General features: G+C 56.2%; 26 protein-coding genes and 3 pseudogenes. 11 read left to right on the top strand and 18 right to left on the bottom strand.

The window, feature by feature from the left end; genetic code table 11:
• The first annotated feature begins 266 nt into the window (after window positions 1-266).
• Complete coding sequence (locus tag OS889_RS16210; RefSeq protein ID WP_372391805.1) at window positions 267-1,733, top strand: orc1/cdc6 family replication initiation protein; 1,467 nt, start codon at window positions 267-269, stop codon at window positions 1,731-1,733.
• A 407-nt stretch (window positions 1,734-2,140) separates the two neighbouring features.
• Here OS889_RS16210 and OS889_RS16205 read toward each other — a convergent pair whose 3' ends face one another.
• Window positions 2,141-2,788, bottom strand: coding sequence for an HNH endonuclease (locus OS889_RS16205; protein WP_372391803.1), 648 nt, complete (start codon window positions 2,786-2,788; stop codon window positions 2,141-2,143).
• A gap of 269 nt (window positions 2,789-3,057) precedes the next feature.
• Window positions 3,058-3,381, bottom strand: a complete 324-nt coding sequence (locus OS889_RS16200) for a DUF6788 family protein (RefSeq protein ID WP_372391801.1) — start codon at window positions 3,379-3,381, stop codon at window positions 3,058-3,060.
• A 294-nt stretch (window positions 3,382-3,675) separates the two neighbouring features.
• Here OS889_RS16200 and OS889_RS16195 point away from each other — a divergent pair, with 294 nt between their 5' ends.
• Complete coding sequence (locus tag OS889_RS16195; protein WP_372391798.1) at window positions 3,676-5,325, top strand: transcriptional regulator; 1,650 nt, start codon at window positions 3,676-3,678, stop codon at window positions 5,323-5,325.
• Between the two features lie 71 nt (window positions 5,326-5,396).
• Here OS889_RS16195 and OS889_RS16190 read toward each other — a convergent pair whose 3' ends face one another.
• The 6 genes from OS889_RS16190 to OS889_RS16165 form a co-directional block, all read right to left on the bottom strand.
• Window positions 5,397-6,653, bottom strand: a complete 1,257-nt coding sequence (locus OS889_RS16190; protein ID WP_372391795.1) for an RNA-guided endonuclease InsQ/TnpB family protein — start codon at window positions 6,651-6,653, stop codon at window positions 5,397-5,399.
• 437 nt (window positions 6,654-7,090) lie between these two features.
• Window positions 7,091-7,348, bottom strand: coding sequence for a type II toxin-antitoxin system HicA family toxin (locus OS889_RS16185; protein WP_372391793.1), 258 nt, complete (start codon window positions 7,346-7,348; stop codon window positions 7,091-7,093).
• A 2-nt stretch (window positions 7,349-7,350) separates the two neighbouring features.
• Window positions 7,351-7,626, bottom strand: coding sequence for a type II toxin-antitoxin system HicB family antitoxin (locus OS889_RS16180; protein ID WP_372391790.1), 276 nt, complete (start codon window positions 7,624-7,626; stop codon window positions 7,351-7,353).
• Between the two features lie 177 nt (window positions 7,627-7,803).
• Entirely contained in the window at window positions 7,804-8,244 is a 441-nt protein-coding gene (locus tag OS889_RS16175) for a DUF6653 family protein (protein WP_372391788.1), read from the bottom strand.
• A 136-nt stretch (window positions 8,245-8,380) separates the two neighbouring features.
• Complete coding sequence (locus tag OS889_RS16170; protein WP_372391786.1) at window positions 8,381-8,794, bottom strand: PadR family transcriptional regulator; 414 nt, start codon at window positions 8,792-8,794, stop codon at window positions 8,381-8,383.
• A gap of 104 nt (window positions 8,795-8,898) precedes the next feature.
• Window positions 8,899-9,696, bottom strand: a complete 798-nt coding sequence (locus tag OS889_RS16165) for a DUF8170 family protein (protein WP_372391784.1) — start codon at window positions 9,694-9,696, stop codon at window positions 8,899-8,901.
• Window positions 9,697-9,811: 115 nt separating this feature from the next.
• Here OS889_RS16165 and OS889_RS16160 point away from each other — a divergent pair, with 115 nt between their 5' ends.
• Entirely contained in the window at window positions 9,812-10,300 is a 489-nt protein-coding gene (locus tag OS889_RS16160) for an ArsR family transcriptional regulator (protein WP_372391781.1), read from the top strand.
• A gap of 62 nt (window positions 10,301-10,362) precedes the next feature.
• On the opposite strand, the pseudogene OS889_RS16155 reads toward OS889_RS16160, so the two are convergent.
• A pseudogene (locus tag OS889_RS16155) lies at window positions 10,363-10,578 on the bottom strand (type IV toxin-antitoxin system AbiEi family antitoxin domain-containing protein); the annotation flags it as partial.
• A 139-nt stretch (window positions 10,579-10,717) separates the two neighbouring features.
• Here OS889_RS16155 and OS889_RS16150 point away from each other — a divergent pair.
• Both OS889_RS16150 and OS889_RS16145 read left to right on the top strand, forming a co-directional pair.
• The gene (locus tag OS889_RS16150) at window positions 10,718-11,257 is read left to right on the top strand and encodes a hypothetical protein (protein ID WP_372391780.1); all 540 of its coding nucleotides are present in this window, start codon (window positions 10,718-10,720) and stop codon (window positions 11,255-11,257) included.
• A gap of 3 nt (window positions 11,258-11,260) precedes the next feature.
• On the top strand, window positions 11,261-12,550 hold the full coding sequence (locus OS889_RS16145; protein ID WP_372391778.1) for an MFS transporter: 1,290 nt from the start codon (window positions 11,261-11,263) through the stop codon (window positions 12,548-12,550).
• Between the two features lie 51 nt (window positions 12,551-12,601).
• Here the strand turns inward: OS889_RS16145 and merB are convergent, their stop codons facing one another.
• Together merB and OS889_RS16135 are read right to left on the bottom strand one after the other, a co-directional pair.
• Window positions 12,602-13,255 (bottom strand): organomercurial lyase, encoded by a 654-nt coding sequence (gene merB / locus OS889_RS16140; protein ID WP_372391777.1) that lies wholly within the window; start codon window positions 13,253-13,255, stop codon window positions 12,602-12,604.
• Between the two features lie 311 nt (window positions 13,256-13,566).
• Window positions 13,567-14,340 carry a helix-turn-helix domain-containing protein gene (locus OS889_RS16135; protein WP_372391775.1) on the bottom strand — a complete coding sequence of 258 codons (774 nt, stop codon included), beginning with the start codon at window positions 14,338-14,340 and terminating at the stop codon, window positions 13,567-13,569.
• Between the two features lie 175 nt (window positions 14,341-14,515).
• Here OS889_RS16135 and OS889_RS16130 point away from each other — a divergent pair, with 175 nt between their 5' ends.
• On the top strand, window positions 14,516-15,475 hold the full coding sequence (locus OS889_RS16130) for a quinone oxidoreductase family protein (protein ID WP_372391773.1): 960 nt from the start codon (window positions 14,516-14,518) through the stop codon (window positions 15,473-15,475).
• Window positions 15,476-15,574: 99 nt separating this feature from the next.
• Here OS889_RS16130 and OS889_RS16825 read toward each other — a convergent pair.
• Window positions 15,575-15,769, bottom strand: a pseudogene (locus OS889_RS16825) (DUF8106 domain-containing protein); the annotation flags it as partial.
• A gap of 69 nt (window positions 15,770-15,838) precedes the next feature.
• Window positions 15,839-16,438, bottom strand: a complete 600-nt coding sequence (locus OS889_RS16125; protein WP_443673233.1) for a helix-turn-helix domain-containing protein — start codon at window positions 16,436-16,438, stop codon at window positions 15,839-15,841.
• A 140-nt stretch (window positions 16,439-16,578) separates the two neighbouring features.
• Between OS889_RS16125 and OS889_RS16120 the strand changes: the two genes are divergently transcribed.
• The 3 genes from OS889_RS16120 (at window position 16,579) to OS889_RS16110 (ending at window position 18,840) form a co-directional block, all read left to right on the top strand.
• Window positions 16,579-17,385, top strand: a complete 807-nt coding sequence (locus tag OS889_RS16120; protein ID WP_372391769.1) for an SDR family oxidoreductase — start codon at window positions 16,579-16,581, stop codon at window positions 17,383-17,385.
• Between the two features lie 4 nt (window positions 17,386-17,389).
• Window positions 17,390-17,770 (top strand): hypothetical protein, encoded by a 381-nt coding sequence (locus OS889_RS16115; RefSeq protein ID WP_372391767.1) that lies wholly within the window; start codon window positions 17,390-17,392, stop codon window positions 17,768-17,770.
• A 143-nt stretch (window positions 17,771-17,913) separates the two neighbouring features.
• Window positions 17,914-18,840 (top strand): helix-turn-helix transcriptional regulator, encoded by a 927-nt coding sequence (locus tag OS889_RS16110; RefSeq protein WP_372391765.1) that lies wholly within the window; start codon window positions 17,914-17,916, stop codon window positions 18,838-18,840.
• A 98-nt stretch (window positions 18,841-18,938) separates the two neighbouring features.
• Here the strand turns inward: OS889_RS16110 and OS889_RS16105 are convergent, their stop codons facing one another.
• On the bottom strand, window positions 18,939-19,208 hold the full coding sequence (locus OS889_RS16105) for a zinc ribbon domain-containing protein (RefSeq protein ID WP_372391763.1): 270 nt from the start codon (window positions 19,206-19,208) through the stop codon (window positions 18,939-18,941).
• An 89-nt stretch (window positions 19,209-19,297) separates the two neighbouring features.
• Between OS889_RS16105 and OS889_RS16100 the strand changes: the two genes are divergently transcribed.
• Window positions 19,298-20,254 carry a D-2-hydroxyacid dehydrogenase gene (locus OS889_RS16100; protein ID WP_372391761.1) on the top strand — a complete coding sequence of 319 codons (957 nt, stop codon included), beginning with the start codon at window positions 19,298-19,300 and terminating at the stop codon, window positions 20,252-20,254.
• A 35-nt stretch (window positions 20,255-20,289) separates the two neighbouring features.
• Here the strand turns inward: OS889_RS16100 and OS889_RS16095 are convergent, their stop codons facing one another.
• Complete coding sequence (locus OS889_RS16095; protein ID WP_372391758.1) at window positions 20,290-20,586, bottom strand: hypothetical protein; 297 nt, start codon at window positions 20,584-20,586, stop codon at window positions 20,290-20,292.
• A gap of 93 nt (window positions 20,587-20,679) precedes the next feature.
• Window positions 20,680-21,744: a zinc-dependent alcohol dehydrogenase gene (locus OS889_RS16090; protein ID WP_372391756.1), complete on the bottom strand. Its 1,065-nt coding sequence runs from the start codon at window positions 21,742-21,744 to the stop codon at window positions 20,680-20,682.
• A 132-nt stretch (window positions 21,745-21,876) separates the two neighbouring features.
• Here OS889_RS16090 and OS889_RS16085 point away from each other — a divergent pair.
• Window positions 21,877-22,462: pseudogene (locus OS889_RS16085) on the top strand (transposase domain-containing protein).
• Window positions 22,463-22,547: 85 nt separating this feature from the next.
• On the opposite strand, the gene OS889_RS16080 reads toward OS889_RS16085, so the two are convergent.
• Both OS889_RS16080 and OS889_RS16075 read right to left on the bottom strand, forming a co-directional pair.
• Entirely contained in the window at window positions 22,548-23,540 is a 993-nt protein-coding gene (locus OS889_RS16080; protein ID WP_372391754.1) for a transposase, read from the bottom strand.
• A gap of 102 nt (window positions 23,541-23,642) precedes the next feature.
• Window positions 23,643-24,638, bottom strand: a complete 996-nt coding sequence (locus OS889_RS16075; protein WP_372391752.1) for a quinone oxidoreductase family protein — start codon at window positions 24,636-24,638, stop codon at window positions 23,643-23,645.
• Between the last annotated feature and the right edge of the window lie 89 nt (window positions 24,639-24,727).

Here is a 24,727-nt window from a genome sequence, read left to right as displayed (position 1 = left end):
ACAATTCGAGCGAAGAAGGCTAACGGCAGTGTGAACTGAAGATACTCTCCAGTATCCCTTCCCACCCCATCGACACGGCGAACACATCGATAGAGGGGTGTGTGTCTGTATCCACCGACTGAGTTAACACTTCGTCGGACGTTGGGAATACGATTCTCAACCAACGATTGAATTTTTGAATTCGCGTAGAATCATAACCTGATGCGTATGATCACACTTCGATAGGGGTGGGAATCTTTTTGTAACTTGGTTGTATGGCCTTCCATATGGGAACTGACGACTCCGACCGTTCTCGATCTGATTCGAGAACACCGGAGGATGAGACTATCACGAACACCGATTTCCGTTCTGAATCTACTGAATCGGACGTTTCGGAAGATCTCCCGGATTCGACCCACCCTGAGGACATCTCGGAATCGACGACAACCACCGAGGAATCGGCACAGTCGATCGAGGATATGCTGCTGGAGTTCGACGATGAGGAGGGACTCATTCGAGACCGATCCCTTTTAGATCCGAATTATGTCGTCGAAGAAGACCGGATCGTCGGTCGGGACGAACAACTGCAGGAAGTCACCAAGATGCTCCGTGTCGCCCTCGGCGACAATCGACCGCCGAACCTGTTCCTGTATGGTCCCTCAGGCACGGGCAAGTCGCTCATTACGAAGGCCGTCTGTAACAACATCAGTCGGATCTGTGACTCTCGTGATATCCAGTTCGGGACGATCGAAGTCAACTGCCAGGATCTCGATACGCTCGGCGTTGCAGTGTATGAACTCGTCCAACAGGCTGCAGATGAGGCGAACGTCGATATCCAGGTCCCAAAACACGGCGTCGCGACGAAAGAAAAATGGGACGAACTCTATCGAATCGTCAACGAGAATTTCGATTCCGTCGTCTTCGTCCTCGATGAACTGGATATGCTTGTGGGTCGCCGAGACAAACAAGAGCCGGCGTTCTCCCGACTCTTGTATCAACTCTCTCGCGCCGGCGCAAACAACGAACTGAGTGCCCACGTGTCTGTCGTCGCGATCTCGAATGACACGAAAATGATGGACGCCGTCGGCAGCCGTGCAGTCAGCTCGTTTACGCCAGAGGACGTTCATTTCGACGACTACGACGCGAATCAGTTACAATCAATCCTCCGGCGACGGGAGGATGCATTCTACGAAGACGTCGTTGATGACGATGTGATCCCGCTCGCAGCCGCCTTTGCCGCCCAGACACACGGGGATGCGCGAAAAGCGATTGATCTGATCCGGGTTGCTGGCGAACTCGCCGAACGGGAGGGCGATACACGCGTCCGTGAGGAGCACGTACGAGCCGCACAGGCGAAAGTCGAAAAGAACCGCGTTCTCGAAGTCGTTCGCGGCATCAGTACTCAAAAGAAATTGTGTCTCTATGCGACAGCGGCCGTCGCAGCCGAAACTGATACTGGTGCTGCCCGGAGTACGACGGGATATCGAGTCTACCAGTTCCTCACCGAGGCTATCGATGCCGATCAGTATCACCAAGAAACATATGTGAACAAAATGAAAGAATTGACCACGTATTCACTTGTTGACTTTGAGCGACGGAGCCACGGCCCCAGTTCCGGGATGTTTCTGGAGTTTCAGTTTGCGGAGCGACCGGACACGATTCTGGAAACGCTTCGTGAGGATTCACGACTTGAGATGGTCTCTGAAGACGAGGTCCAGTCCGTCGTCAAAGCCCAGATCAGGAACCAAACTTAGACTTACCTGACACCCCTCTATCGAAGTGTATGTTGGGTCTGATAGCAAATCCCAATTGATAATAGAATAACATTGAGGGATAACTGGATCTTCGCCGTGATGTGTCCCAAACACCCCTCTATCGATATGTAATATGCACTTAGAGGGCTTGAAATGCAGTATTTTTGCATAAGCTGATTTTCTACCCGCTTGACCGATTTCGTAATTCACCCTCATCAGTAGATGCTGTCAGTCCCAGTAGGCACCCCTCTATCGATGTGTTTCGGATGGTCTCATCCGGACACACCCCTCTATCGAAGTGTACACGCAGGGTCGACCATCCCCCCGTCATCGAAGTGAAAATCGGTTCAGTCTCCGGTTCTCTTGATGTTCACCGTTCGAATTTCATTTTGCACACGGGGTGTCCATCAGATCAGCTTCGGACGGAGTGGGATACCCTCCCACCGGGTATGGCAAGGCTCACAGAGCGCGACGAGATTCGATGGGTCGTGAGCTGCTTCGATCTCGTCCTCGTCGAACTCAGAGAACGGGCGGATATGATGCACTCGTGGCGTATATCCGAGTTCGTCTTCGCTACGGCCACACCCCTGGCAGGTTCGATTATCTCGCTCTAAGACCTGCTCACGCCGTTCTTTCCACAACGGTCCATAGTTCGGCGTCGATTCCCAGTCGTAGGTAGCTGTCTCCTGCTGCCACTCCCACTTGCATTCTCGACTACAGAAATGCCGGTCCGCTGATTCGATATCGGACTGGATCCGTTTGATGCTCTCCCCGCAGTACGTACATTCGGTCTGAAGCCGATTTTCTATCTGCCACTGTCCCCTACACTCGTTGCTACAGAAGGTGTTTGTCTGGTCGTTTTTGAGCGTTCTTTCGTATCGTTTGTACTCTGTTCCACAGTAGTCGCATTGGAGGACGATCCTGCCGTCCTCTTGTTCAGACCGCCACTTTCCGTAACACGCTTTATCACAGAAGTGGTGCTCTGCACGCTCTACTACGGACGGCGGTCTTGAAACTGTCTCACCGCAGAAATCACACTCAACCTCGACGGGCATGGTTCGGCCTTTCGCCGACCATTAGCAACCGTCATCACTGATGAATGTCCGGGGTTATTCGTCGGTCGTGTTTAGTTAATACTGCGAGTAATTATTTTGTGTAGGATCTGATTCGTGAGCTTTCGAGTAGTCTCACACATCTGCGTTCCGTTCAGAGTTTGCCGTGTACTAAGTTACTAACCGTAACCGGAAACTCAGTTTCTCCGGTAATTATCGACATTGCAGCTCTTCTACATTGGATATTACTCTGGCGCTTAACTAAACACGACCTATTCGTCGGGGTTGACCGGACCTTTATATTTAGATGTCACCGTTTCTCCTTCCCTCCACTGCCAGTAGTAGTAGCGGTTGTCGTTGATCTCCTTGATCGTGATCGTGGCCTTCGACGGGACGTCGTCCGGCAGATCGTCCGGCCGCTCGTCGACCTCGTCGTCCTCCGACTCCTCCTCGAGGCGGGCCTCGCGAGCTTTGTGCTCTGCCAGCTCCTCGGCATAGCGTGCGACATGCTGGAGCTGGTCTGGCGAGTAGCCGTTGAGCGTGTCGACGATCTCTGTCGGGAGTTCGGCTGGCGGCGTCGGTGGCTCGTAGGACATTAGCGGTCGCCTCGTGTTAACCAACAAAGTGCGTACCGACATAGATTTGTTGGTTAATCGGATTTCGTCCCTTCGCGGGCTGAAGAGTATGAATAGCAAACTATTCAAAAAATAGCAACCCGGGAACGCTGCCGATGTCAAACCAACGGCAATCAAAGAAGCCTCACAATAGAGGGGGTCGATAATTCAATTGGTGCTGTGAAACTCACCATTTGACGACCCACACTGAGCGTCCGGTGTTTGTATTCCATCCTCACCGATATAGTTATAAACACATCGGTGGAATTGGAATATATGAGAGAAGCGGAGCTACGGGTAATCGACTGTTTGCGGGATCAGTCCTACTCTGTTGGCGAATTAGCCGATGCCATCGATAAAAGTCAGAGCTGGACGTCGGAGGTCGTTGGCGACCTCGAAAACGCCCATCTTGTAGACCGAACTGACGGCGTCCAACTGGCCCCAACATACGAAGCATCACTGCTTGCCGAGCTCCTCGACCGCTACGCACTCGAGAACGTGCTGATAGGGACGAAAGAGGACATCTTGGGTGCGCTGCTCGACGGTCCGAAGACGATTTCGGAGTTACAAACACAGGGGTTCGCCAAGTCCACGCTCTACAAGCATTTGAACGAGATCCAGGAGACGGGTGCGATCGCACACACGGACGACGGGTATGCTATCACCGATGACACGCTTCGGTCGTTCCTCGAAGCGAGAACCCGAACGACACCGTTCGAAACCGAATATCGCGCGAACGGCGACCGACTGGTCGCAACGAGCAAGGACACCGTCGATGGGACGCCGACTGCGTTCTCGGCGTTCACTCGCTACGGTGTTGACTATCACCCAGCGAAGACTTACGTCTATCAAGGTGATCGGTCGCTGGGACTCGAGGAGGTTCTGATCCATGCGGTGACCGTCGCTGAGAACAAGAAACAGATGGCGATGGCTGGCGTATTCTATCTGACCCACCGCGCGAGCCTCGACGCCAGCGACCTGTGGCGGCTCGCAAACAGGTGGGAGTGCGTCGAGAAATGGGCAGATCTCTTTGCATACATCGACCAGCGGGAGGTCCACCACGATGAGCTCTTTCTCCCGTGGGAGGAATTCATCGATCTCGCGAACGATTATGGGGTCTATCCGCGCGGCCAACATCCGGAAGATAGCCTTCGACGGGGGCTCGAAGAGCTTGGCGACCACCTGGAGACGCCTGTCGACGTGTATCTTCTCGGAGGCGGCAACCTCATTCTGCGTGGGTTGAAAGATTCGACGAAAGACGTCGACATCGTCGTTGAGGACGGACAGACGTTCTTTGCAATCGCCGAAGCGCTTCAGGACCTGGGATACGAGGAGCGTAGTGACTTGGAAGCGGCATACAACCAGCTTGATCCCAGTATTGTGCTGGAGAAGGAAGGGTTTCCGCGCTGGGATATTTTCGTGGAGGCGGTCGCCGGCCAGCTCCAGTTGACGCCGGCGATGATCGAGCGGTGCGACCAATCATTCGAGTACGGCGATCTTCACGTACATCTGCTCTCGCTGACCGATATCTTCGTGTTCAAATCGATTACGGAACGCGAAGGCGATCTCGAAGATGCCGCACTGATCGCCAGACAAGCCGACCTCGACTGGGAGAGCATCTTCCGAGAGATCAAGACCCAGGAAGATCGCACTGGCCAATTCTTCTCGTTTGCTGTGCTCGATACGCTCGATGTCCTCGACGAGCGACACAATATTGTCACGCCAATCACGGACCGGCTCGTCTCGTACTGTCTCGAGAACGCGCTACTCGTCTCGTTGGACGCCCCGAAAACAATCGAAGACCTCCGAGAAGAGCTGGATTTCCCCGATCACCAGATCTACAACAAACTCCGGAAGCTCGAAGAGGAAGGACAGATCACCGTCGATCGTAGCGGTCGGCTCAATACGTACCAGCGAGCTGATTGACCTCCTCCTCCGCGTTTACGCGGAGGAATCCCACCACGGGATTTCAGGCCGAGTGTAGCGGCCTGTTGGTTTCAAGACGCATACGGTCCACGCGTCTCCTGCTGGGTTTCAGCATCTGCGTGGCTGTCTTGTGGCCCGGTCAAAGAGGCCCCATCCGTAGCCGAGTCATCGTCACCGGCCTTCTGCCCGGAATTCCGATCGCTTCGGCGGTGACTCTCTCCACTACGGTAGCGGTCTGCAATGTTTATTGCCCCGTTCACATCGGCTTGGTACTCACCAACCCAACAGCCGTCGTTCGAGCATCTGAACGTCGCCTGTCGTGGCCGGAAGCCATGTTCACCGCAGGCGTGGCACGTCTTCGACGTGTTTCGGGGATTCACCGTTGCGACGGGAATCCCCGATTCGGCGGCTTTGTAGCGAATCTGTGCGTGAAGCTTGGCAAAGCCCCACCCGTGCAACCGTCGATTCATATACTCGCCGTAATCTATGTTCTCGCGGATGTCCGTCAAGTCTTCTAGCACCAGCACCGGGTTCTCGACGGACTTGGCGTACTCAACTACCTCGCGCGTCACACGGTGGAATATGTCGTCGATCCGGTCCCATAGTGCGTCACCGTAGGACGCTGCGATTCGCTCACTGCCGCGCTGCTGAAGCCGTCGCTTGGCGGTGAAGTAGGTTTTGCGGAGCCGACGAACGGCCTTGCCGTCGTCGGCCCACAGGCGGGGGCGAACAGGAGAACCAGAGTCGTCGCGGTGACACACCGTGACAAGACTCGCTTCTCCAATGTCCACGCCTATCGGCGTCCGCTCGTCAGCGGATGCCTCGGATTCGTCCTCCACATCGCGGGTCGCGGTGATGTGGAGATACCACGTTCCGTCCCGCTCGAACAGCCGGCTTTCACCCGTCTCGGCGTCGTCTGCGTACAATGCTTCGAGCCACTCCCGCTGTTCGGGATTGGCTCGTGCCGGAATCCAGAGGTGGTAATCCTCGTGATGCGGGATTTTGACGTACCACTCGATAGCGTTCTGTGGCTGATGGTCAAGTTGCAGTCCCTCGTTGGTGAAGCGTACCGGGTGGTCGTCGTGAAGCTCGTCGGCGTCGTAGCTGTTGTGAAGTTGTGGGACGTACTGCTTGAGGGCGTTTTTCGCGTAGCCGCTCAGGTCGTACTCGACAACCACGTCGTTGGCAGCTGCCTGTGTGTCACAGCCAGCGGCGAAGGCGGCCTGAAGTGCCCTCTGATAGGTGTCTCGGGTTTCCCGAAGCTTGTGCTCCTTGTGTGCGTTTGGATCGACAAGCTTCAGCTCTAGTGTTTTCGTCACGTCACCCATCGTCGCCGTAGTAGAGACGTTGGCCTTGAGAGATATACCTTCTAGCCATACAGAGTGAAAGTAAAAGGTGAGAAAATTCGGCTACGGAGTAAAACGGCCGATTGTCAGATTCTGCTGTCCCCTTGATCCCCGCTTGTCCGCTCTCCGGCTCTGACAGGGTGTAGATCTCTTGTCACTCACGGGAAGAGGAGAAGAAGCTTGGAATCTCTATCAGCGGTCGCCTCGTGTTAACCAACAGAGCCCGTATCGGCATAGATTTGTTGGTTAATCGAGTACCATCCCGTCACGGGCGGAAGAGTACGAATAGCAAACTATTCAGAAATAGACGTGCCGGGTATTGTTGAAACCCTCAGGTAGTGATATGTTTTAGCGGTCGTGCTGAATATAGAGCGTGAATTGATCGCTCGACAGCGAGAACTGAGTCTGATGGAAGTACGTTAGCGGTGCTCGTCGACCCACTCGCAGAACGCCTCGAAATCGGATGCCCCGGCGTCTTCGGCGATATTATGGAGGGTACCGATACTGATCGAGTCGTGGGCCGGGACAGTCACAATCCGTGGATCAGTAGTGTCGTGGCTTTCCGGTGGGTCCCACCGAAGAATCAGATGGTCGCCTGTCGTTCGGACGTGCCGAAAGCCACCGACGTTCACGAGGACTTTGTATATGTCTTGACCGGAGAAATCCCGCGTCACCATCGCTACTGCAACGCATCGGGGAGGTCGTCGTCCTGCGATCGGGCTACGTCGGGATCGACGCCGAGGTCCCGAATCTCCTCGTCGGTCGGCGGGTGACCACCTTCCCCTTCCACTGCCTCGACGACGGCGTCGAGGTTTTCGAGCGCGGCACTGCGACTCTCGCCCTGGGCAGTCACGTTCGCACGGAGATCACGAGCGGTCCACTGCCCGTCCGGGTTCTTGAGCAACCGGATCTCTCGGTCAGGCCCCTCCGAATCAGCCGGGTCCGCTCGTGCCATACAGCTTGGTAGCCCGCCAAGGTGGAAAACGCTTCGGGCGCATCGACCGTTCCGACGGAAATGACTGATTGATACGCATCCTCTATACAGCAGTCCCTTCAACACCTACTCAATCGCTGTCAGAACCGGCGTGACCGATACAGAGGCTAGAGTCAGCTCGAACAGGAGGGAGTACCATCAGTCTGTTCGTTGATCGTACTGTCTGACCAGCACCCGGAGCCACCAGAGTTTCAGGCTGATGCTGGCCACAACGCCGAGTGACGCTCCCGTGGGTGACTGTCGCCACGCGGCGTATAGTGCGTAGATGAACCCGAGCGCGCCAGCAGTGTTACAGACGTTCGGGTACCCGAGGCCGACGGTCCGGTTGGTCCGCTCTCTGACCCACCACCGCTCGGCGAGGATCGCGCGGGTCATCCACGCGTCCTCGGTGTCGGGTGGCGAGAACAGGAACGGATTGATTGCCGTCCACACGAGTGCGGCAGCGAAAAGCCGCCAGTTACGGCGATATATTGAGTAGACGATGATAGCGCCCGACGGGACACGTGTCCAACCGCTCCATGGATTCGAGTGACGGGCCCAGAATTTGTCTTCGAACTGCGCAGGAACACCGGCGATCATACTCAGTGGGTCGAGAGCAGCATACATAATCCTGTTCGGAACCGACGTCTCCGCATGCCTACGTGCTGGACATGCGCGTTCTATTCAGCACGCCATTCTTATCAAGTTCTGAGGGTTTCAACAGAGTCAGGTGCCGTTAGACGGCGTCCGGACGGGGCGCGTTCTCGTACTTGACTATCTTCTCGGGCTTATCGGCGATGGTGTCGTAGATCTGCTGAAGCGTCTCTTCAGCGGCGAGCAGATTGTGCGTCTCCAAGAACTCGCGGCCGTCTTCGGTGAGGCCGTAGAACTTCCAGGGATACCCCTGCCGGTGCTGGTCGTCGTCCAGGGCGACCTCCGTGACGATGCCGGCGTCGATCAGCTTCTGGATGTGCTTGTAGACGGTCGCATCGCTCACACTGGGATTGAGCTCCTCGAGTTCGTACATCGATGGGAGCTGTTGGGGGTGAGCGAGAATATCGCTGATAAGCGAAAACCGTGTCTGCTGTGTAATGAAGTGGATGACTTCCCGTGGTGTCGTGTCGTCACCGACACCCGAACCAGCCTCCATAACGATGTATTCGACCGGGCGTAGTAAAGTAGTTTACCCGAGAGTAAACTACCGAGCCGACTCACTATGATGAGTGTACCGCCAAGCGAGTAGGACAGGATAATTCACTGGTCCTCACGCTCTTCCCACTCCGGACGTGGTGTCGGGGACGGGAGTTCGTCAACCTTAGTTCGAAGTTCGTCCTCTGTCGTCCACGGGAAGCACCGTTCGTGGAGTTCGAATTTACGGAATTTGTTGAGATGGACCCAACTGTACGTTGCCGGCTCTTCGTCCTCATTTGTCCGGTCGTCGATCACATCCCACACCTCTTGTTCGTCGATGTCGAGACCGCTTTCTTGGGCGCGATCAACGAGCGACTCGATTTTTGCTTGGACGTCATCCTCCGACAAATCGTCTGCGAACGCAATCTCAAGGGCGGCCTGAACGACGTGCTGTGTCGAATCAAAGTTCTCGTCAGTCGCCCACGCGTAATCACGTGGGAACACGTACGATTTGTCGAAATACGGTGGGTCATCAATCTCGCCCAATTCAGGCGCCTCCCCACCACTCTCCTTCTCGAAGACCCCGACGATGTAGTCGCTGTACGTCGCGAGCAACGAAAACATAATATCGAACGTATTGAGCCGGTCAGTCGGGAGTTCAAGGAGGTCACCCATGATCGGATAGGCACCGAGCTGCTTCGTGAGTTCGTTCTGGACGGCGCGAAGCCGGCGGATATAGGGGTCGCGATAGCTCCCCAAGATGAAATACGATGTCCGCTGACTCCAGAGATACGGCAATTCACGCTGGGTGAACCGCCAGATTTCCCGTTTCTCTGCAGGCTCAAGTTCGATGCCCCCGACGGCCTCGTGAACAACGGTCATAATTTCTCCAGCGTCCGGCGGCGGGCTTGGGTCGGTCATTAGCTGCCGATTCAAACCATACCATCTTATCCCTTCTGAACCACTTTGGCTTTTTCTATATTCACCAACTTGGATAACCCTAACTGTTATAGCGCCCTCCCTCGTACCAGCACGTATGAGCGAAACCGACACTGGTGCGGCCGATGCAGGGCCGTTCGCGGAACAGCAGCGGCTGTTCAAGCTGCTGTCCCAGGATACGCGCCATCTCATCATCCAGGAGCTGCTGGGCCATCCCGCCCATCTAATGTCGCTCGCCGAACTCGAGTATATGACCGGGAAGAGCCAGGCGGCCATCAAAGACCAGTTGGAGACGTTGATCGACGCCGGGCTCCTCGCACGCTACACGTACGATCCAAGCGAGGGGAAACGTGATCTCCCCGCCCAGTTCTACGGATTCACAGAGCGGGGGGTCGAGGTCCTCCACGACTACAAGTATCTCCGTGGGCTTCCGGTCGCACGTGCCCTCTACGAAAACACGCGCAAGACCGAGAAAATCGAGCGCCACGAATCGGCACCCCGTCCGGAGCTTCCCGACGCTGTCGCGAACGCACTCGAGTTCGACGAGCCCGATCTCGACGCCGTCGATGGTGGTACACCCCGATAGTTCGTCGTCGAACAGCACCGTTCTCGACGCTGCAGAGAAGGTACGCCGACGTCGTACCTAGGTCAGGACTCCGTGGGCTCCAGTATGGCTGGCTCGACGTTGACTCGGAGGCGATACGTACTGTCGGTCGACCCGGTGTCGGGTCGCGTCGGGTCCAGTGAGGAATACCCACTCGTGAACGACGCGACGAGTTCCTCGCGGGCGGGGAGGTCGATGCCGAGCTGGTCGGCAAGGTAGACGATCCGCTTGGTCGCAGCGCCGTTGTCGAGGCGTTCGATTCTCACCGCCGGGGAGGAGTATGGGGTCCGGCAACTCGGCTCGAAAAGCTATCTGACATCCGATCTCGAAATCGGATGGATAGCGGGATACCATCCCGCGATTTACGAGCGCGATGAACTCGAAGCGTATCGCGATTGGTTGACCGTCGAGAGCCTCGAGGCAAACTACGGTATCGCTGGAAGTTTCGATGCCAATGACATCAGCGAGTATTATCTCGATCCGGTGGCACTCGGCTACGAGCATATCATCGACTTCGATCACGACTTCATCGGTAAGGACGCACTGCGGGACAAAGTCGAGAACCCCGATCGGACACGCGTCTCATTCATCTGGAACGACGAGGATGTAATCGACATCTACGCCTCACTATTTGAACCCGGTGAGTCACATAAGTATTTGGAGTTACCGAACCCGACTGTCGCAGGACCGGTAGCTCATTATGATCAAATAGAGAAAGATGGCGATCCTGTCGGGATACTGAAAGAATTCGGATACCTCTATCCTGAGCGGGCGATGATCGGTGTCGGCGTTATCGATGTAGAACTTGCCGAGCCAGGGACCGAAGTCACCATTATTCACGGCCAGGAACAGTCCCCAAGGCCCAGTGTCGAACGACACGTCAACACGGAGGTCCGCGCAACGGTTCAACCGTCACCGCTCCACAAAAACCGAGGGTAATCGATGGATTTCGATTTCGACCCCCGAATTCTGGCTTTAGGGTCTGCCCGGATGGTTGATGGTATTGCTAATTCCTTTCTCGTGGTCGTCCTTCCGCTATATATCGGAAGTCAGGTGGTCGCACTCCCCTCATTTGTTGGGACTGCATTCCAGATCGGCCCCGTCGGGTTCACCCTGACGACCGAATTACTGATCGGGATCGTCCTCTCACTATTCGGGTTTCTCAACAGTTTCGGGCAGCCGTTCACCGGCGCGCTCTCGGACCGCACGGGTCGGCGCCGGATCTTTCTGCTCGTCGGCCTCGCGCTCGTCGCTGTCGGTAGTGCGGGCTATATTTTCTTCACCGATTATGTTGCTATCGTCCTAATGCGGGCATTACAGGGTATCGGAGCAGCGTTTACGATTCCGGTAGCCGTCGCGCTGGTCAACGAGCTCTCGGATACGGATGAACGCGGGAGAAATTTCGGCATCTTCAACGCGTTCCGTATGCTCGGGTTCGGGACCGGGCCGCTCGTGGCGGGTGTCGTCGTCGCTTCCGGCCCATACGAAATCGCCGACGTCGCACTCTCGGGATTCAATGCGGCGTTTCTGGTCTCCGTTGCCGGAGCCGTTTTGGGGTTCGGACTGATCGCGTTGCTCATCCATGATCCGGAGCAGACCCGCGATAAGGCCGCAGATGAGATTTCGATCAACGTTCGGAATCCCGATGGATCAGGGTTGGATCCCGTCTTTGCTCTCGGCGTTGCCACTATCGTAATGGCAGTGAGTCTCACGATATTCGCCCCGCTGGCCAACACGATCAATGCACGCCTAGACCAGGGAGCATTCCTCTTTTCAGTCCAGTTCGGCGCCGCCGTATTGGCGAACGTCCTGTTTCAGATTCCGCTTGGGCGACTCAGTGACCGCTACGGTCGCCGCCCGTTTCTCCTGGCTGGATTCGTTCTGTTGTTACCGACGACGTTCGTACAGGGGTTCGTCCAGTCTTCGATGCTGATGACCCTTGCTCGGTTGCTTCAAGGCGTGGCGGTGGCAGCCGTATTCGCTCCGTCACTGGCGTTGGCTGGCGATCTCGCCAAGGAGGGTCAGTCGGGGTCGACGTTGTCTATCCTGACGATGGGATTCGGCTTGGGGGTTGCGTTTGGCTCGCTGTTCTCGGGGATTCTCGTCGGATTTTCCTTCGCTGTCCCGTTCGTCGTCGCAACCTTCGGTGGTTTCATCGGGCTCGTGCTTGTGTACACCCAAGTCGGAGAAACAGTCACTGACACTGCGTCCATTCCCGTCCCCGGCGACTGACTGCCTTCGGCGACTTCACCACCTTTCTCCTCTCCTTGGCAGTTATCCGCATCAGTCATCGTCTCCCTCCGTGGTCAGCGCCCGGGCGAACGCCGTCGCGCCCGAGAGGGGTGTGGCTACCGTCGCGGCCGGAACCTCGTCGGCCCACTGCTCGTACGCGTCGCGGTTCGGGAAGGCTTTGACGTACGGGCAGATGGCGGCGTAGCTATCCTGCAGCGTTGGGGCGCCCCCGGACCGCTCGTGGGCGTCCGACGCGATGCCAAGCGAGAAGACGGCCGACTCGGGCGTAACCGATAGGTCCTCCCCGCTGACGGCACGCGCTTCGATGGCAGTTCCACCGGGGCTGACGGTGTGGATGTCGACCGGCCGGTCCGTGAGCGCGGCGAGGACGACTGCGTCGTAGAAACACTGGAAGTGGTGGCGCTCGCCGTCCACCTCGCCCCAGTGGCCGGTTTCCTCGTCGGTGTGACAGAGGTGGTCAGCACTGATGGCCCCACCGGTTTGCCCCCGAATCAGTGCGCTCCACTCGTTTAGTGTATCGACTGACCCGACGCCGAGGAACCGACCGAGCGCCGCTTGCAGGTCTGCGGGGAGTTGCTGGTCGAGGGTGACATCGCCCAGCCAGTGGCCGGCCCCGTCTTCGGGTTTCTGTTCGCCTGCGCCACAACAGCCGCCGGTCGCGGTATCGCCGTCTGTGTTGCACATCACATCTGAAATACATGGGGTGGCGCCCGCTCACCCTTGCTCCCAGTAACGCGGGCAGGTTTATTACCTAGTCCACAGGTCGGGAGGCCGTGCGGGGCCCCTCGTCTGAATCGTTCCATCTCGGTAGGTCTCCTTGGGAGCGGGGACCAAAAGACAAGGACGCAACTCACGGAATACGGGTATGAACGAGGAGAACCGGGATGCTGAAGCCGAACGCCACATCAAGTCGAAGCAATACTACAACGTCTCATACAGTGGACAATAGTACTTGAAGCAACGCAAGTCGAGCGGTCAGGGAGTTGGATGATTCATCACAGTGACGACGTGAACGCTGCTAGCCCGGCCCTGACGAGTTTCGCCTCGCCTTTTTGAAGATGTTCGCTCGCTGTGTTCGGCGCGCAGTCTAACTCGTCGGCGATGTCGGCGTGTGTAGCCTCGCGCGGCGTATCGTAGTATCCCAACGCGACAGCTGCTTGAAGCGCTTCTCGTTGCCGGTCGCTCAGCGTCGTGGCCGGATTCACGTCGGCGCTCGGGAACTGTCGAATCGTCTCGATCTGTACGGAAACACTCCCCGGGAGGTCATCAATCGTCGATTGTAGTGTGTTCGGATCGCCGACGATGTGGCCGTGGATGCGGCCATCGCGGTAGACGAGTGGTCGCCGAACCACCAGTCCGGCGCGGTCGATCGCCGTTGCGGACCCGCCGAATATCGGGACTGCCGCGTCCTGTAGTTCGATGAGCGCGTACGACACGCGAGCGTCGGGGGCCGAGAGTTCGACTGATTCGACGCCGTCCGTCTCCCGTGCCAGTTCGGCGAAGGTGTTGCCGTCGCCGGCGATCGCGTAGAGGTGCGTCGAACGCTCCGAATCGCCGCGGTTCCAGTCGATAGCCCGTGCTTCCTCATGCGCCTCTGCATCCAGTAAGTACCGTAGAAACGGGGGTGCCCGGTCGAGATCGGGACGGACTGTGATCCGGATGTGTTTCATAGCGACTGACGACATCTTGTATGACGCGTCACCACGGCTAAAATTCACCTCCTCGACTGGGCGTTTCTGTAGATTCGATTCCACTGTCTTCGGGGCCATCCACGCTGTCCACCCCCAACATAAACCCGTGGAGTATCGTCCACACAACCGCTACTCGGACTGTCCCCTTTGTGTTGGATGTGATGTCGCCGATTCCGACCACGAACGATATGCGATGGCGCAGCGCGCTAGCGATTAGCACCCCGGCAACCTACCAGTCTGAGGTGACTGAGAGATGAGAGCGGTTCGCTACCACGATTACGGGAGCGCAGACGTGCTCCAAATCGACGAGGTCGACCGCCCAACGCCCGACCGCGACGAAGTCCTCGTCGAAATGCGGGCCGCCAGCGTCAACCGCGTCGACGTGATGTTCCGTTCCGGCCAGTACGGCGACCTCCCGCTGCCATCGATTCCCGGCGGTGACGGTGCAGGACTCGTTGCAGCGGTCGGCGAGGACGTCGCTGCCTTCGAACCCGGTGACCGAGTCTTCGCGTCAGGCATGGACCGTGCCGAGGGCGGCACTTTCGCCGAGTACGCTATAATCCCGGCGGAGAAACTGGCGCTGCTTCCCGACGGTGTGTCCTGGGCTGACGGGGGTGCCATCGGCAACGTCGGCGCTACTGCTTGGACTGCCTTGGAAGACCTTGCTGGCGTCCAGGCCGGCGATCGCGTCCTCATCCACGGCGGTTCTGGTGGTGTGGGCCACGCCGCAGTCCAGATTGCAGCACACAGCGGGGCGGAGGTCATTACGACGGCCGGGTCGGAGGCCGTTCGGGCCCGGCTCACGGATCTCGGAGCGTCCGTCGTGTTCGACTACGAGAGCGACTCCCTCGCAGAAGACATTTTGGCCGCGGCCGACGGTGCTGGAGTCGACACGATTCTCGACCACCAACTCGAGGAGTATCTCGACCTCGATCTCGAAGTCGTCACCGAGGGAGGGACGATTATCAGTACGATGGGGCACATCCCCGAGACGAACGGGCGTCCCTTCTACAACAAGGAAGTGACCATTCAGCCGCTGAAGATGGATAATCACCCGTCCCGACGGCCGGTGTTAAAACGACTCGCCCGTCTGATGGAGCAGGACGTACTGGCTCCTGTCGTCGCCGACACCTACGCGTTCGACGACGCTGCTCGGGCGCACCAAGAGATACTCACAGGTGGTTACGTGGGAAAACTCGTCGTTACCCCGTAACTGCCGGATAAGCAATTCTGCCTCCGTACACCCCGAAACCGGGCGGTAGAGATACGCACAGGGCGCGAGGAGCGGCTCGTCGCGGGTCCGTCTCGTAATCGGCGTGCCGCAGTCCGGGCAGTCGTAGATTCGGTGCTTGCCCTCGGTGCGGACGTGCCAGTCGCCCGTGACGTCGCTTTCGTGGCCGCAGTTCGGACAGAAGAGGACCGCCTTCCGGCGCGAAGAGGATAGATCGGCAGCAGTTGGCTGATGGGAGGGCACGGTGAGTGAGAGTGCTACGCGGCCAACGGGCATACCTCTGTCTGCAGTATACGTGTGAGTGGGACGTGAGACGTCGCAGCCGTCGCTTCGGTACGAGCATCCTCAGGCGAACTGCGCCCGAAGCATCCGCGATTCGGCTTTGCGCAGGTGTTCGGCGGCGGTGCTCGGCGCACAGCCCAACTCGGCGGCGACATCCTCTTGGCTAGCGGTTCGCGGGACGTCGTAGTAGCCTACCTCAATTGCCGTTTCGACGACCTCGCGCTGGCGGTCGGTCAAGCGGGTTTCGACGGCGGCCGCTGTACCCGCGAGACCGCCTACCGATTCGATGGTCACGTCGACCGGAACCGAGACGTTCTCGATTGCGGTTTGAATCTCGTTGTCGGGCCCGAACATAGAGAAGGCCACCGTCCCGTCGGCGGCGTATTCGATGGGCGGGACGACGACCAGCCCGCCCGACGAAATCGGGTCGAACATCTCCTGGAGCGAGTCGGTCGTCGCGTCCCGGACGTACACGTAGCAGGACCGCTCGTCGAGGCGTTCCATGTCGTAGCCGAGTACCTCCGGAATCTCCTGCATCGCGCGTTCGAGCGCGTCGGGATCGCCCACGACGTAGTGGAGGATGCCCAGCGCGTCACCGGTGTAGTTCCACTGAATGGCCGTCGCCCGTTCGACGAACGCCGATTCGGCCATCACGCCGTACATCGGGTGGATGTCCCCCGCCCGTCCGCGGGCCGCGAGGCGCACCCGGACGTGTTTCATACGCGACGATACGCGATGCGGAACTTAAACCCGCCGAGCACACGCGGCAGTAACGACTCGACACGAGAGCACGACTCTCGTGTATGGTCAGAACGCTGGTGACCGGTGCGACGGGAACGCTCGGAACGGCACTCCGCCCACGGCTCGCGGCGGCCGGACACACCGTCCGGCCGGCAAGCCGCTCGCCCCCCGAAGAATCCCGGGGAGACCTCGACTGGGTGGAGCTCGACGTGCGCGAAGAGGCGGGCCTCGAAGCGGCACTCGAAGATATCGATGTCGTCGTTCACGCGGCGACGGCCCCGCAGGGCGACACGGCCGCGGTCGACGTGCAGGGGACGAAACGGCTTCTCGAAGCGGCCGAGTCGGCCGGCGTCGAGCACGTCCTCTATCCCTCAATCGTCGGTATCGACGACATCCCCTATTCCTACTACGAACACAAGCGCGCCGCCGAGACGGCAGTCGAGGAGAGCGACGTTCCGACGACAATCGTCCGCGCGACACAGTTCCACTCGTTTATCGCGGACATACTGGACTCTGTGGCGAAACTACCGGTGTGGCCGTTCCCCACGGATATGCAACTCCAGCCCGTTGACGTCGGCGAGGTTGCGGATGTCATCGCGGATCATGCGACGCACTTAGCGAGCGGCCGGGTCGAGCCCGTCGGTGGCCCCGAAATCTGCTCCGTCGGAGACATCGCGCGGGCCTACCGCGACGTGCGCGGCCTCTGGCGGCCGATAATCCGGTTACCAGTTCCCGGTGAAACGGTGGCAGCGTTCCGGGCCGGCCACGCGACCTGTCCCGACCACCGTACTGGAACTGTCACGTGGGAAGAGTGGCTCACGGAGCCGGGCGCGAGCGGACCCGACTCTCGTACGGAGTCGGCAGTGTAATTCGATGGAGCGACGGACACTCGTTTTCACCGCGGTGGCCGGCCATCTGCTGCTGACAGCCCTCCACGGATTCGTTCACGTCGCAATCCCGGTCTTCCCGAATGGACGGACCGCGGTTGTCGCTGTGGTCGCGCTATACGTTCTCCCCGTCGTAGGTGCGGGACTCGTCGCCCGTAGTCATCACCGAGTCGGAGCCGCGGTCCTGTTCGGTGCCGGCGTCGTCAGCCTCGCTTTCGAAGGCACGCTTCACTTCCTAGTCGGCAATCCCGACCACGTTGCACACGTGGTGAACCATCAAACGCCGTTCAAGGTCACGGCAGTTCTGACGACTGCGGGCGACCTTCTCTTGGTCGGGGCGGCTTGGCTCTCAGTTCAGGGTTCGTAGGATATCGGCTACTCTCGTGTTAACCAACACTCCCCACGAATCCATAGGTTTGTTGGTTAAGACGATGGAGACGACTCTCGTGCCTGCTGACTGTAACACTACTCGAAAATTCTTTATATATAAGTTTCGTCCTATGTTACACCGTGCTCCGGCGCATCGAACTCGAGGTCCTCGCCACGGTCGACCGCGGCGACACGGTCTCCGAACTCGCGACGAAGCTCGACCACAGCGAGAGCTATCTCTCTCGTGCCGTCGGCGACCTCGTCGAGAAGGGACTCGTCTACACGGAACGCGATGGCCGGCGAAAACGAGTCATCCCGTCGGATGCTCGCGCCGTCGAGCTCTATCAGGACCTCGTTCGTCAGCACTCCCACATTGACTTCCCCGAGCTACTGACCGGCAAGGCACTCGAGGTGCTGTACTACCTCGACCAGCCGCGAACCGTCTCCGAGATCGCCGACCGGAGCGACAACTACCGCAACACGGTCAACCGGGTCCTCAAGCGGTTTCGCGACCGTGGTCTCGTCGGGACGGCCGACGGCCGCTACGAGTTCAACGCCGACTTCGACCGCCTCCACGAGTTCGCACGTGAACTTGCACACCATCTGCATCGCCAACGCCTCGAAGCCGTCGCCCCGAAGGGCACGATTCTCTGGGAGGACTACGACGAATTCCTCGCCCAGACCGAGACGGAGATCGATGCGGAGGCGTTCCACGAAACCGGCCTCGCTCGATTCGCGGGCTTCGACCTCCAGTTCCTGCTCACCGGCCATCGCTACTACTTCTACTCCGAGGATCTCGACGCAGTCTCGCCGGCGGAGCTCTGCTGTCACACACTGTTAATCGACGACGGCAGCCGCCACCGTTCGTACTGTCTCCTCCTGCTCAGCCACGTCGACGTCGACGAGGCGGACCTCCGAGAGCAGGCGGCGAAGTATGGCCTCGAAGACGATATCGACGCCTTGCTCCGCTACCTCGAGACGCACGGCGAGGTCGACGACGACCGACTCCCGGAGTGGGACGAGTTCCAGGAGCTGGCGGCTGACCACGAGGAGACACTACCACAGTAGGTCCACTATGGGCTGTAGCGTTCACCGTGGACTCCCTCTCTGGCCGAAGAGGTGCTTGGATCCGTTTCCGTTCAGCATTTCGGGGTTCAAGCGTACGCCTACGGATGCGTCTCCATCGCCCAGAATATGGTTGCGAAGGAGTCGATAGTCGACGTTCTTTGCGGCGTTGTAGTCTGGGCGGTTTTCCTACTCGCAGGCTGACAGCAGAACTTGTATTGTGACGGACGGTTCTCGTGTGTGAACCCACAAGATGAACACTGCCTCGATGTGTTCTTCGGGTTTACCTGCTCAACCTGAACCCAGCGTACCTCGGCTTTGTAGGAGACGTAATCGTACAGGCGACGGAATGCCCACTCAGAGAATTGCACCGCCTCATTCGTGATTATTATCTGAATAGCGCCCGCTAATGAAGGGGAAATATTTTGATTACTCTATTTGAATACTAACTGGACGACAAATGGTACGAATTCTCGTACTCGATGATGCTGTACACGGGCTCCCCGTGAGTGAGTACGTCGACGCACTGTCCGAAGGCCTGCCTGAGGCAACCGTTGTTCACCCACGAACAACGGCGGACACAATACAGGCTGCGTCCGATGCCGAGGTCATTACAGGGCTTTTCCTCCCAGAAGAAGTACTCTCGGCAGCGACGGAGCTCCGGCTCTTCGCTGCAGTCTCGGCTGGATACGATCACCTTCCACTGGGGCGCCTCAATGAGATGGAAATCACCGTGACGAACGCATCTGGAGTTCACGGTCCAAACATTGCCGAACACGTCATTGGCTGGTTGCTTATGTCCGTCCGGGGGCTTGACGAAGGACTACGACGACAGGAGCGATCAGAGTGGCACCATTTTCAAACAGACGGTGAATTACGGGGTTCAACAGTCACTATTGTGGGTCTCGGGGCCGTTGGAACTGCGATCACCAACCGATTAGACCCGTTCGGGGTTGAGACGATTGGCGTCCGTTACACCCCCGAAAAGGGGGGTCCAACAGACGAGGTCTGTGGATTCGAAGAGATCGAATCTGCACTTGTTCGAACGGATTATCTCGTACTGGCGTGCCCACTGACCGAAATGACGCGGGGATTGATCGACACAGACGCGCTCAATGCTCTTTCAGCTGAGAGTATGTTAGTAAATGTCAGCCGCGGAGAGGTAGTCGACACCGACGCTTTGGTGCGGGTAATCCGTCGTGGTCAACTTGGTGGTGCTGCGCTTGACGTGACGGATCCAGAGCCTCTTCCCCAGGATCACCCACTCTGGAACTTCCAGAATGTCTATATCACGCCACACGTTGCAGGCTATACTCCTGAGTACTGGTCGCGCCGTGCTGACATTCTGTCCCGGAATCTTGAGCGCGTTCAGGAATCTGGCTCGTGGACCGACTTGGAAAATCAGGTGCTACCGTAGTTCACTTCACGCTAGGTTGGACGCTGTCTCAAGGGTTACCAAGCGTTATTCAGGATGTCGAGGATCTCTTCGATCGGCATCGACACGCCAGGAGGTTTTGGCGCGAGCTTCGGTTCGGGGTGATGGTCGGCTTTTTGAGTCCAAACGTGGACTGCTTTGCGATATCGTTCAACACCGAACCTATCAAGGATAGAGACGGTAGCCACCAGGGGCAATCCCGCCAACTTCAGCTGATTATCGAGCTTCATCGCACGTTCGGGTGTCCGCTGTCGTTCTACAAAACCTAAATCAGTACAGTCCGCACATCCGTTGAGGCGGACAATTTCTGGCATAGAGTATAAAGAAATCGTCTCGCCTCACTCTTCATCCGTAACTAAACACGACCGCTCTTAGTAGAGGAGATTTTTAAATAAAATCGATCGGGCCTATGGATTTAGAGTGACTTTGACTCCTTCCCTATTATTCTCTGCAGCGAATGCTTTTTCATACTCTTCCAAATCAAAGCTTGGACCTACAACTGGCGATAGATCCGTTTGTTCTGCAATTGAGATTGCCCGATGCCAACTAGATTCTTTTCTTCCAAAAACAGTTTTAATGGAAATACCGTTGTTGAGCAGGTAATTAACATTTATCGGTACAGTGTCTTTGTTATGGTAGACTCCTATTTGGATAATCTCTCCTCCTTTCTTTGTATTTTCTTCTGCAGCTTTCAGCGCTGATGTATGTCCTGATGCTTCAATGAATACATCCACTGGCTCATCAATGGACTCTTGTTCAATATTTATCGTTTGTGATGCACCCATCTGTTCAGCAATCGGGAGACGGTGTTTCTTATCAGAACTAGCACCAATCATTGTGATACTATTTGCCCCTCCAACAGACGCAGCAATTAACGCACTTAGCCCAACTGAGCCAGGGCCAGTTATTGCAACCCGGTCTCCAAGCTTAAATTCGGATTTTTCAATTGCATGTACCCCGATTGCTAGTAATTCTAAGAAAGTTCCTTCATCATATGTTATTGTATCCGGGATTGAGTATAAATTACTTGCCGGGACAGTTACGTAATCTGCAAGGGCGCCATCACTATCGATATCTATTCCAATGGACTTCTGTCCAGACGGCCCATATCCTGATATTTCGGTGCAAACATTCCAATCGCCTGTTCTACAATTACGGCAGTTCCCACAGAATATACTTGGTTCGACAGCTACTCTGTCTCCTATGTTGTAATTAGATACATTAGCACCGATCGTGTCTATCTCACCAGCAAATTCATGGCCAAATACTTGTGGTAGATGCTCTTCGTAATGCTGGTAGCTAGGCTCCCACTGATAAAGCGGCGCCTCTACACCACCATCAATTCCAACTGATTTAACACGTAGCCGAACTTCATCGGGATCCGGTTCTGGGACTGGTTTTTCCTGAAGGGTCATCCCGGATTGAGGTTCCGTTTTTGCTAGAACTCGCATACTCTGGGTTTTCTGTTCCATCAAATGAAGATTGGAATACAGAGTTTTAAATTTATGGGGGTATTTTTTAAATAGTGTTTTGTACTAAGTGTTGGTTAAGCGAGACTATTCAAATAAGATCGAAAAATGAGGCGGTCGTAGTTCGTCGGTGCTATGCAAGAACCACACCGCCTCACCGAGTGTAGCGACTTTCCAGAGTTAGAGTTTATGCAGCAAGAAGCGACACCCTCCGGCGATAAGTGGGTATTCAACTTCAGTAGGTGGATCTTTCGTCTCTGTCTTTGATGGATTCGGTGTCGAGCGCTGTCGATCCACCGTTTATGACTGGATTCAGAAGGCAAATCTACTGACTGTGGAGGATCACGATCCGGATTACGTCACGGTCAGTGAGACCGTAATCCGCGTGAATAACTACCGCTACTGGTTGTTTGCTTCAGTTGACCCCGACTCGAATCGCCTTCTGCACGTGTGATTGCTCTCGACCAAGACCTCCGCGCTGACTGAGATGTTCCTCACGGTAATTCACAAGACACATCGCTTCTGACGCGATCTTTCTGGTCGATAATCCACCGTAGCTGTAGGCGGCTTGGCATCGTCATTCACTCCGGTTCCACCACGTCACCCACGGGATTCGTAATGCCGTCGAACGTTTTTTTCAAAGAACTGAAACACACCGATCTGAAACGTTTGCCAACCACTTCAGAATCCTTAACCAGACAATATCCAAAACTGGTCGTAAGCATTCGCCACCTACTTCAATCAGCTAATCTGAACAATGCATATGCTCGGAACCAATATATATCGAGCCTGTCATAGAATCCATCTCATAGCTTCTCACAGCCCGGATTGTTTCCTCGCTCGTAGTTGGTGATGGCCACGACGAGTCGGAGACACAGCGCAAGGAGCACTTGTGTTCGTGCGTGGACGCGGCCTCGGGCGCGGATGTGCCCGAGGCCGCAGTCCTTGACTGCGTCGTTGGTTCGTTCGACTCCTGTCCGGTTGTTGTACGTCTCCTCCAAGATGGATCGTTTCAGCTGCACGTCCTCACTGTATTCCTCGATTCGGTCTTCGACCCTGTACTCTATGTCTTTCGGGTCGTCAGTGTTTCGCGGATTGTATGGAGCGATTGGCACGACCCCTGCGGCCAGCAGGTGGTCGTGCCAATCGAGGATGTCGTAGGCGCTGTCTCCGAGCATCCAGACCGGTGTATCGACGGCGAGCGCGTCACGCGTGACGCGCATCGCCGCCTCCTGATCCGCTTGCTTGGTTTGTGTGAACTCCGCTGCTATCGGGATCTTTGCACCAGTTGAGACGATCGTACAGCCGAAGCCGTAGTAGTACTCCTCAGCAGTTGGATCGTAATTCCACGAGGCAGCGTCGTTGTGTTGGATCGCTTCAACGTGGGTCGAATCGATAGAGTATGTGGAGTCGAGCAGGCCGCGGGCGGCGGCCTGCTCGACGAGTCTGTCGAAGATATCGTCGATAACGTGTTCGAGATCGGTGAGAAAGCGATCAACCGTGTCTCTGGATGGTGGTTTATCGAGCCCGCAGTGGTACCAGACGAGGCCGTGCTGGAGTTCTCGTGTAACCGGACGCGTACCGTAGACATCCTCGTAGTAGCAGTGGAGGAAACCGCGAAAGAGATCTGGTGGCTCGTGAACTCGTGTTCGCCCCCTCGAAGTGGGGGCGAACACGTCGTACTCCAGCAGAAACTCGAACTCAAGGTGCTCGAACAGCGGTACTGTCTCGGTAGCCGCGACATTCAAGAAGTCGTCTACCGAATCCACATCTTGCAGGGTTGCGGTTGTGCTGGACACACTTTCCGCACCCTGCTGCTTCGTACGTGACGCTTTCTATGACAGGCTCTAGATCATCAAGAATCTCACTGTATCATTCTTCATCCTTAACCAGACAACGAATTAGGGTTTAACAACAACCTTGCCGAGGACACTATTCTCTTGCAGAAATGAGTATGCTTCGTCTGCGGATTCCAAACTATACTCCCGGTGTATTCTTACAGTGAGTTGAGAGTTCGACATAAGTTGCCCTATTTCTTTAAGTACTGATCCAATATCCGGTAAATTTTGGTGTATGACAAGATTCGTCATACTCATCATATGTAGATCAATTTCTTTTTGACGCATTGATGTGATATCTGGAATAATTGTTTCAGCTCCATTTATTATAACAATATCCCCATTTAAATTCAGTAGTTCTGTATTCAGACATATATATTGTTGTGGATGGCTATCTAATATGACATCTACACCATTACAATTAGATTTAATTTCCTGTCCGAGATCGTTAGAGGTATAGTCAAACACGTAATCGGCGCCAAGATCACTTAAAATAGAATGGTGCTTCCGTCGTGAAGTTGCTATTACTGTGGCACCTATTAGACTTGCAATCTGGATCGCGATATGGCCAACGCCACCATTTCCTCCGTGAATAAGAACTGTATCTCCGGGATTTATATTAGTATGATGGATGAACGCACGCCAAGCAGTAACCCCGACGAGGGCGATCGCAGCCCCATGTTCAAAACTCACATCTTTTGGAAGTGATGAAAGCAAATCAATGGGAATAAGTACGTAGTCAGCGAATGAACCCCTCGAGAAATGTCCAGCGTGTAGGCCTGTCGCGAATACGCGATCCCCAACTTGGAATGTCGTGACATCATCTCCAATCGACTCTACTTCCCCAGCGATATCTGATCCTATTGTCTTCGGATGATTCGTATGGCTGGAATTACGAATAACGAGATCAACAGGATTGACGCTAACTGCACGTGTTTTGACTAAAACTTCATTTGGGCCTGGTTCTGGTTGGTTGATTTCATCAATTTGAAGTTTCCCTGAACCACCAGGTTTGTGATAACGTATCGCGCGCATATTTTGATCCCACAAGTAGCACACACTTATACTAATTGCTTATTTCGTAAAACTGCTCAAATCAAAATACCGAATTATTGCAGACCTCCCTACTAAGTCGTATATGGTGAATT

Source organism: Halobellus sp. MBLA0158, assembly GCF_041477585.1.
GTDB classification, from domain to species: domain Archaea; phylum Halobacteriota; class Halobacteria; order Halobacteriales; family Haloferacaceae; genus Haloquadratum; species Haloquadratum rubicundus.
This window is presented reverse-complemented; position numbering and strand designations above follow the sequence as displayed.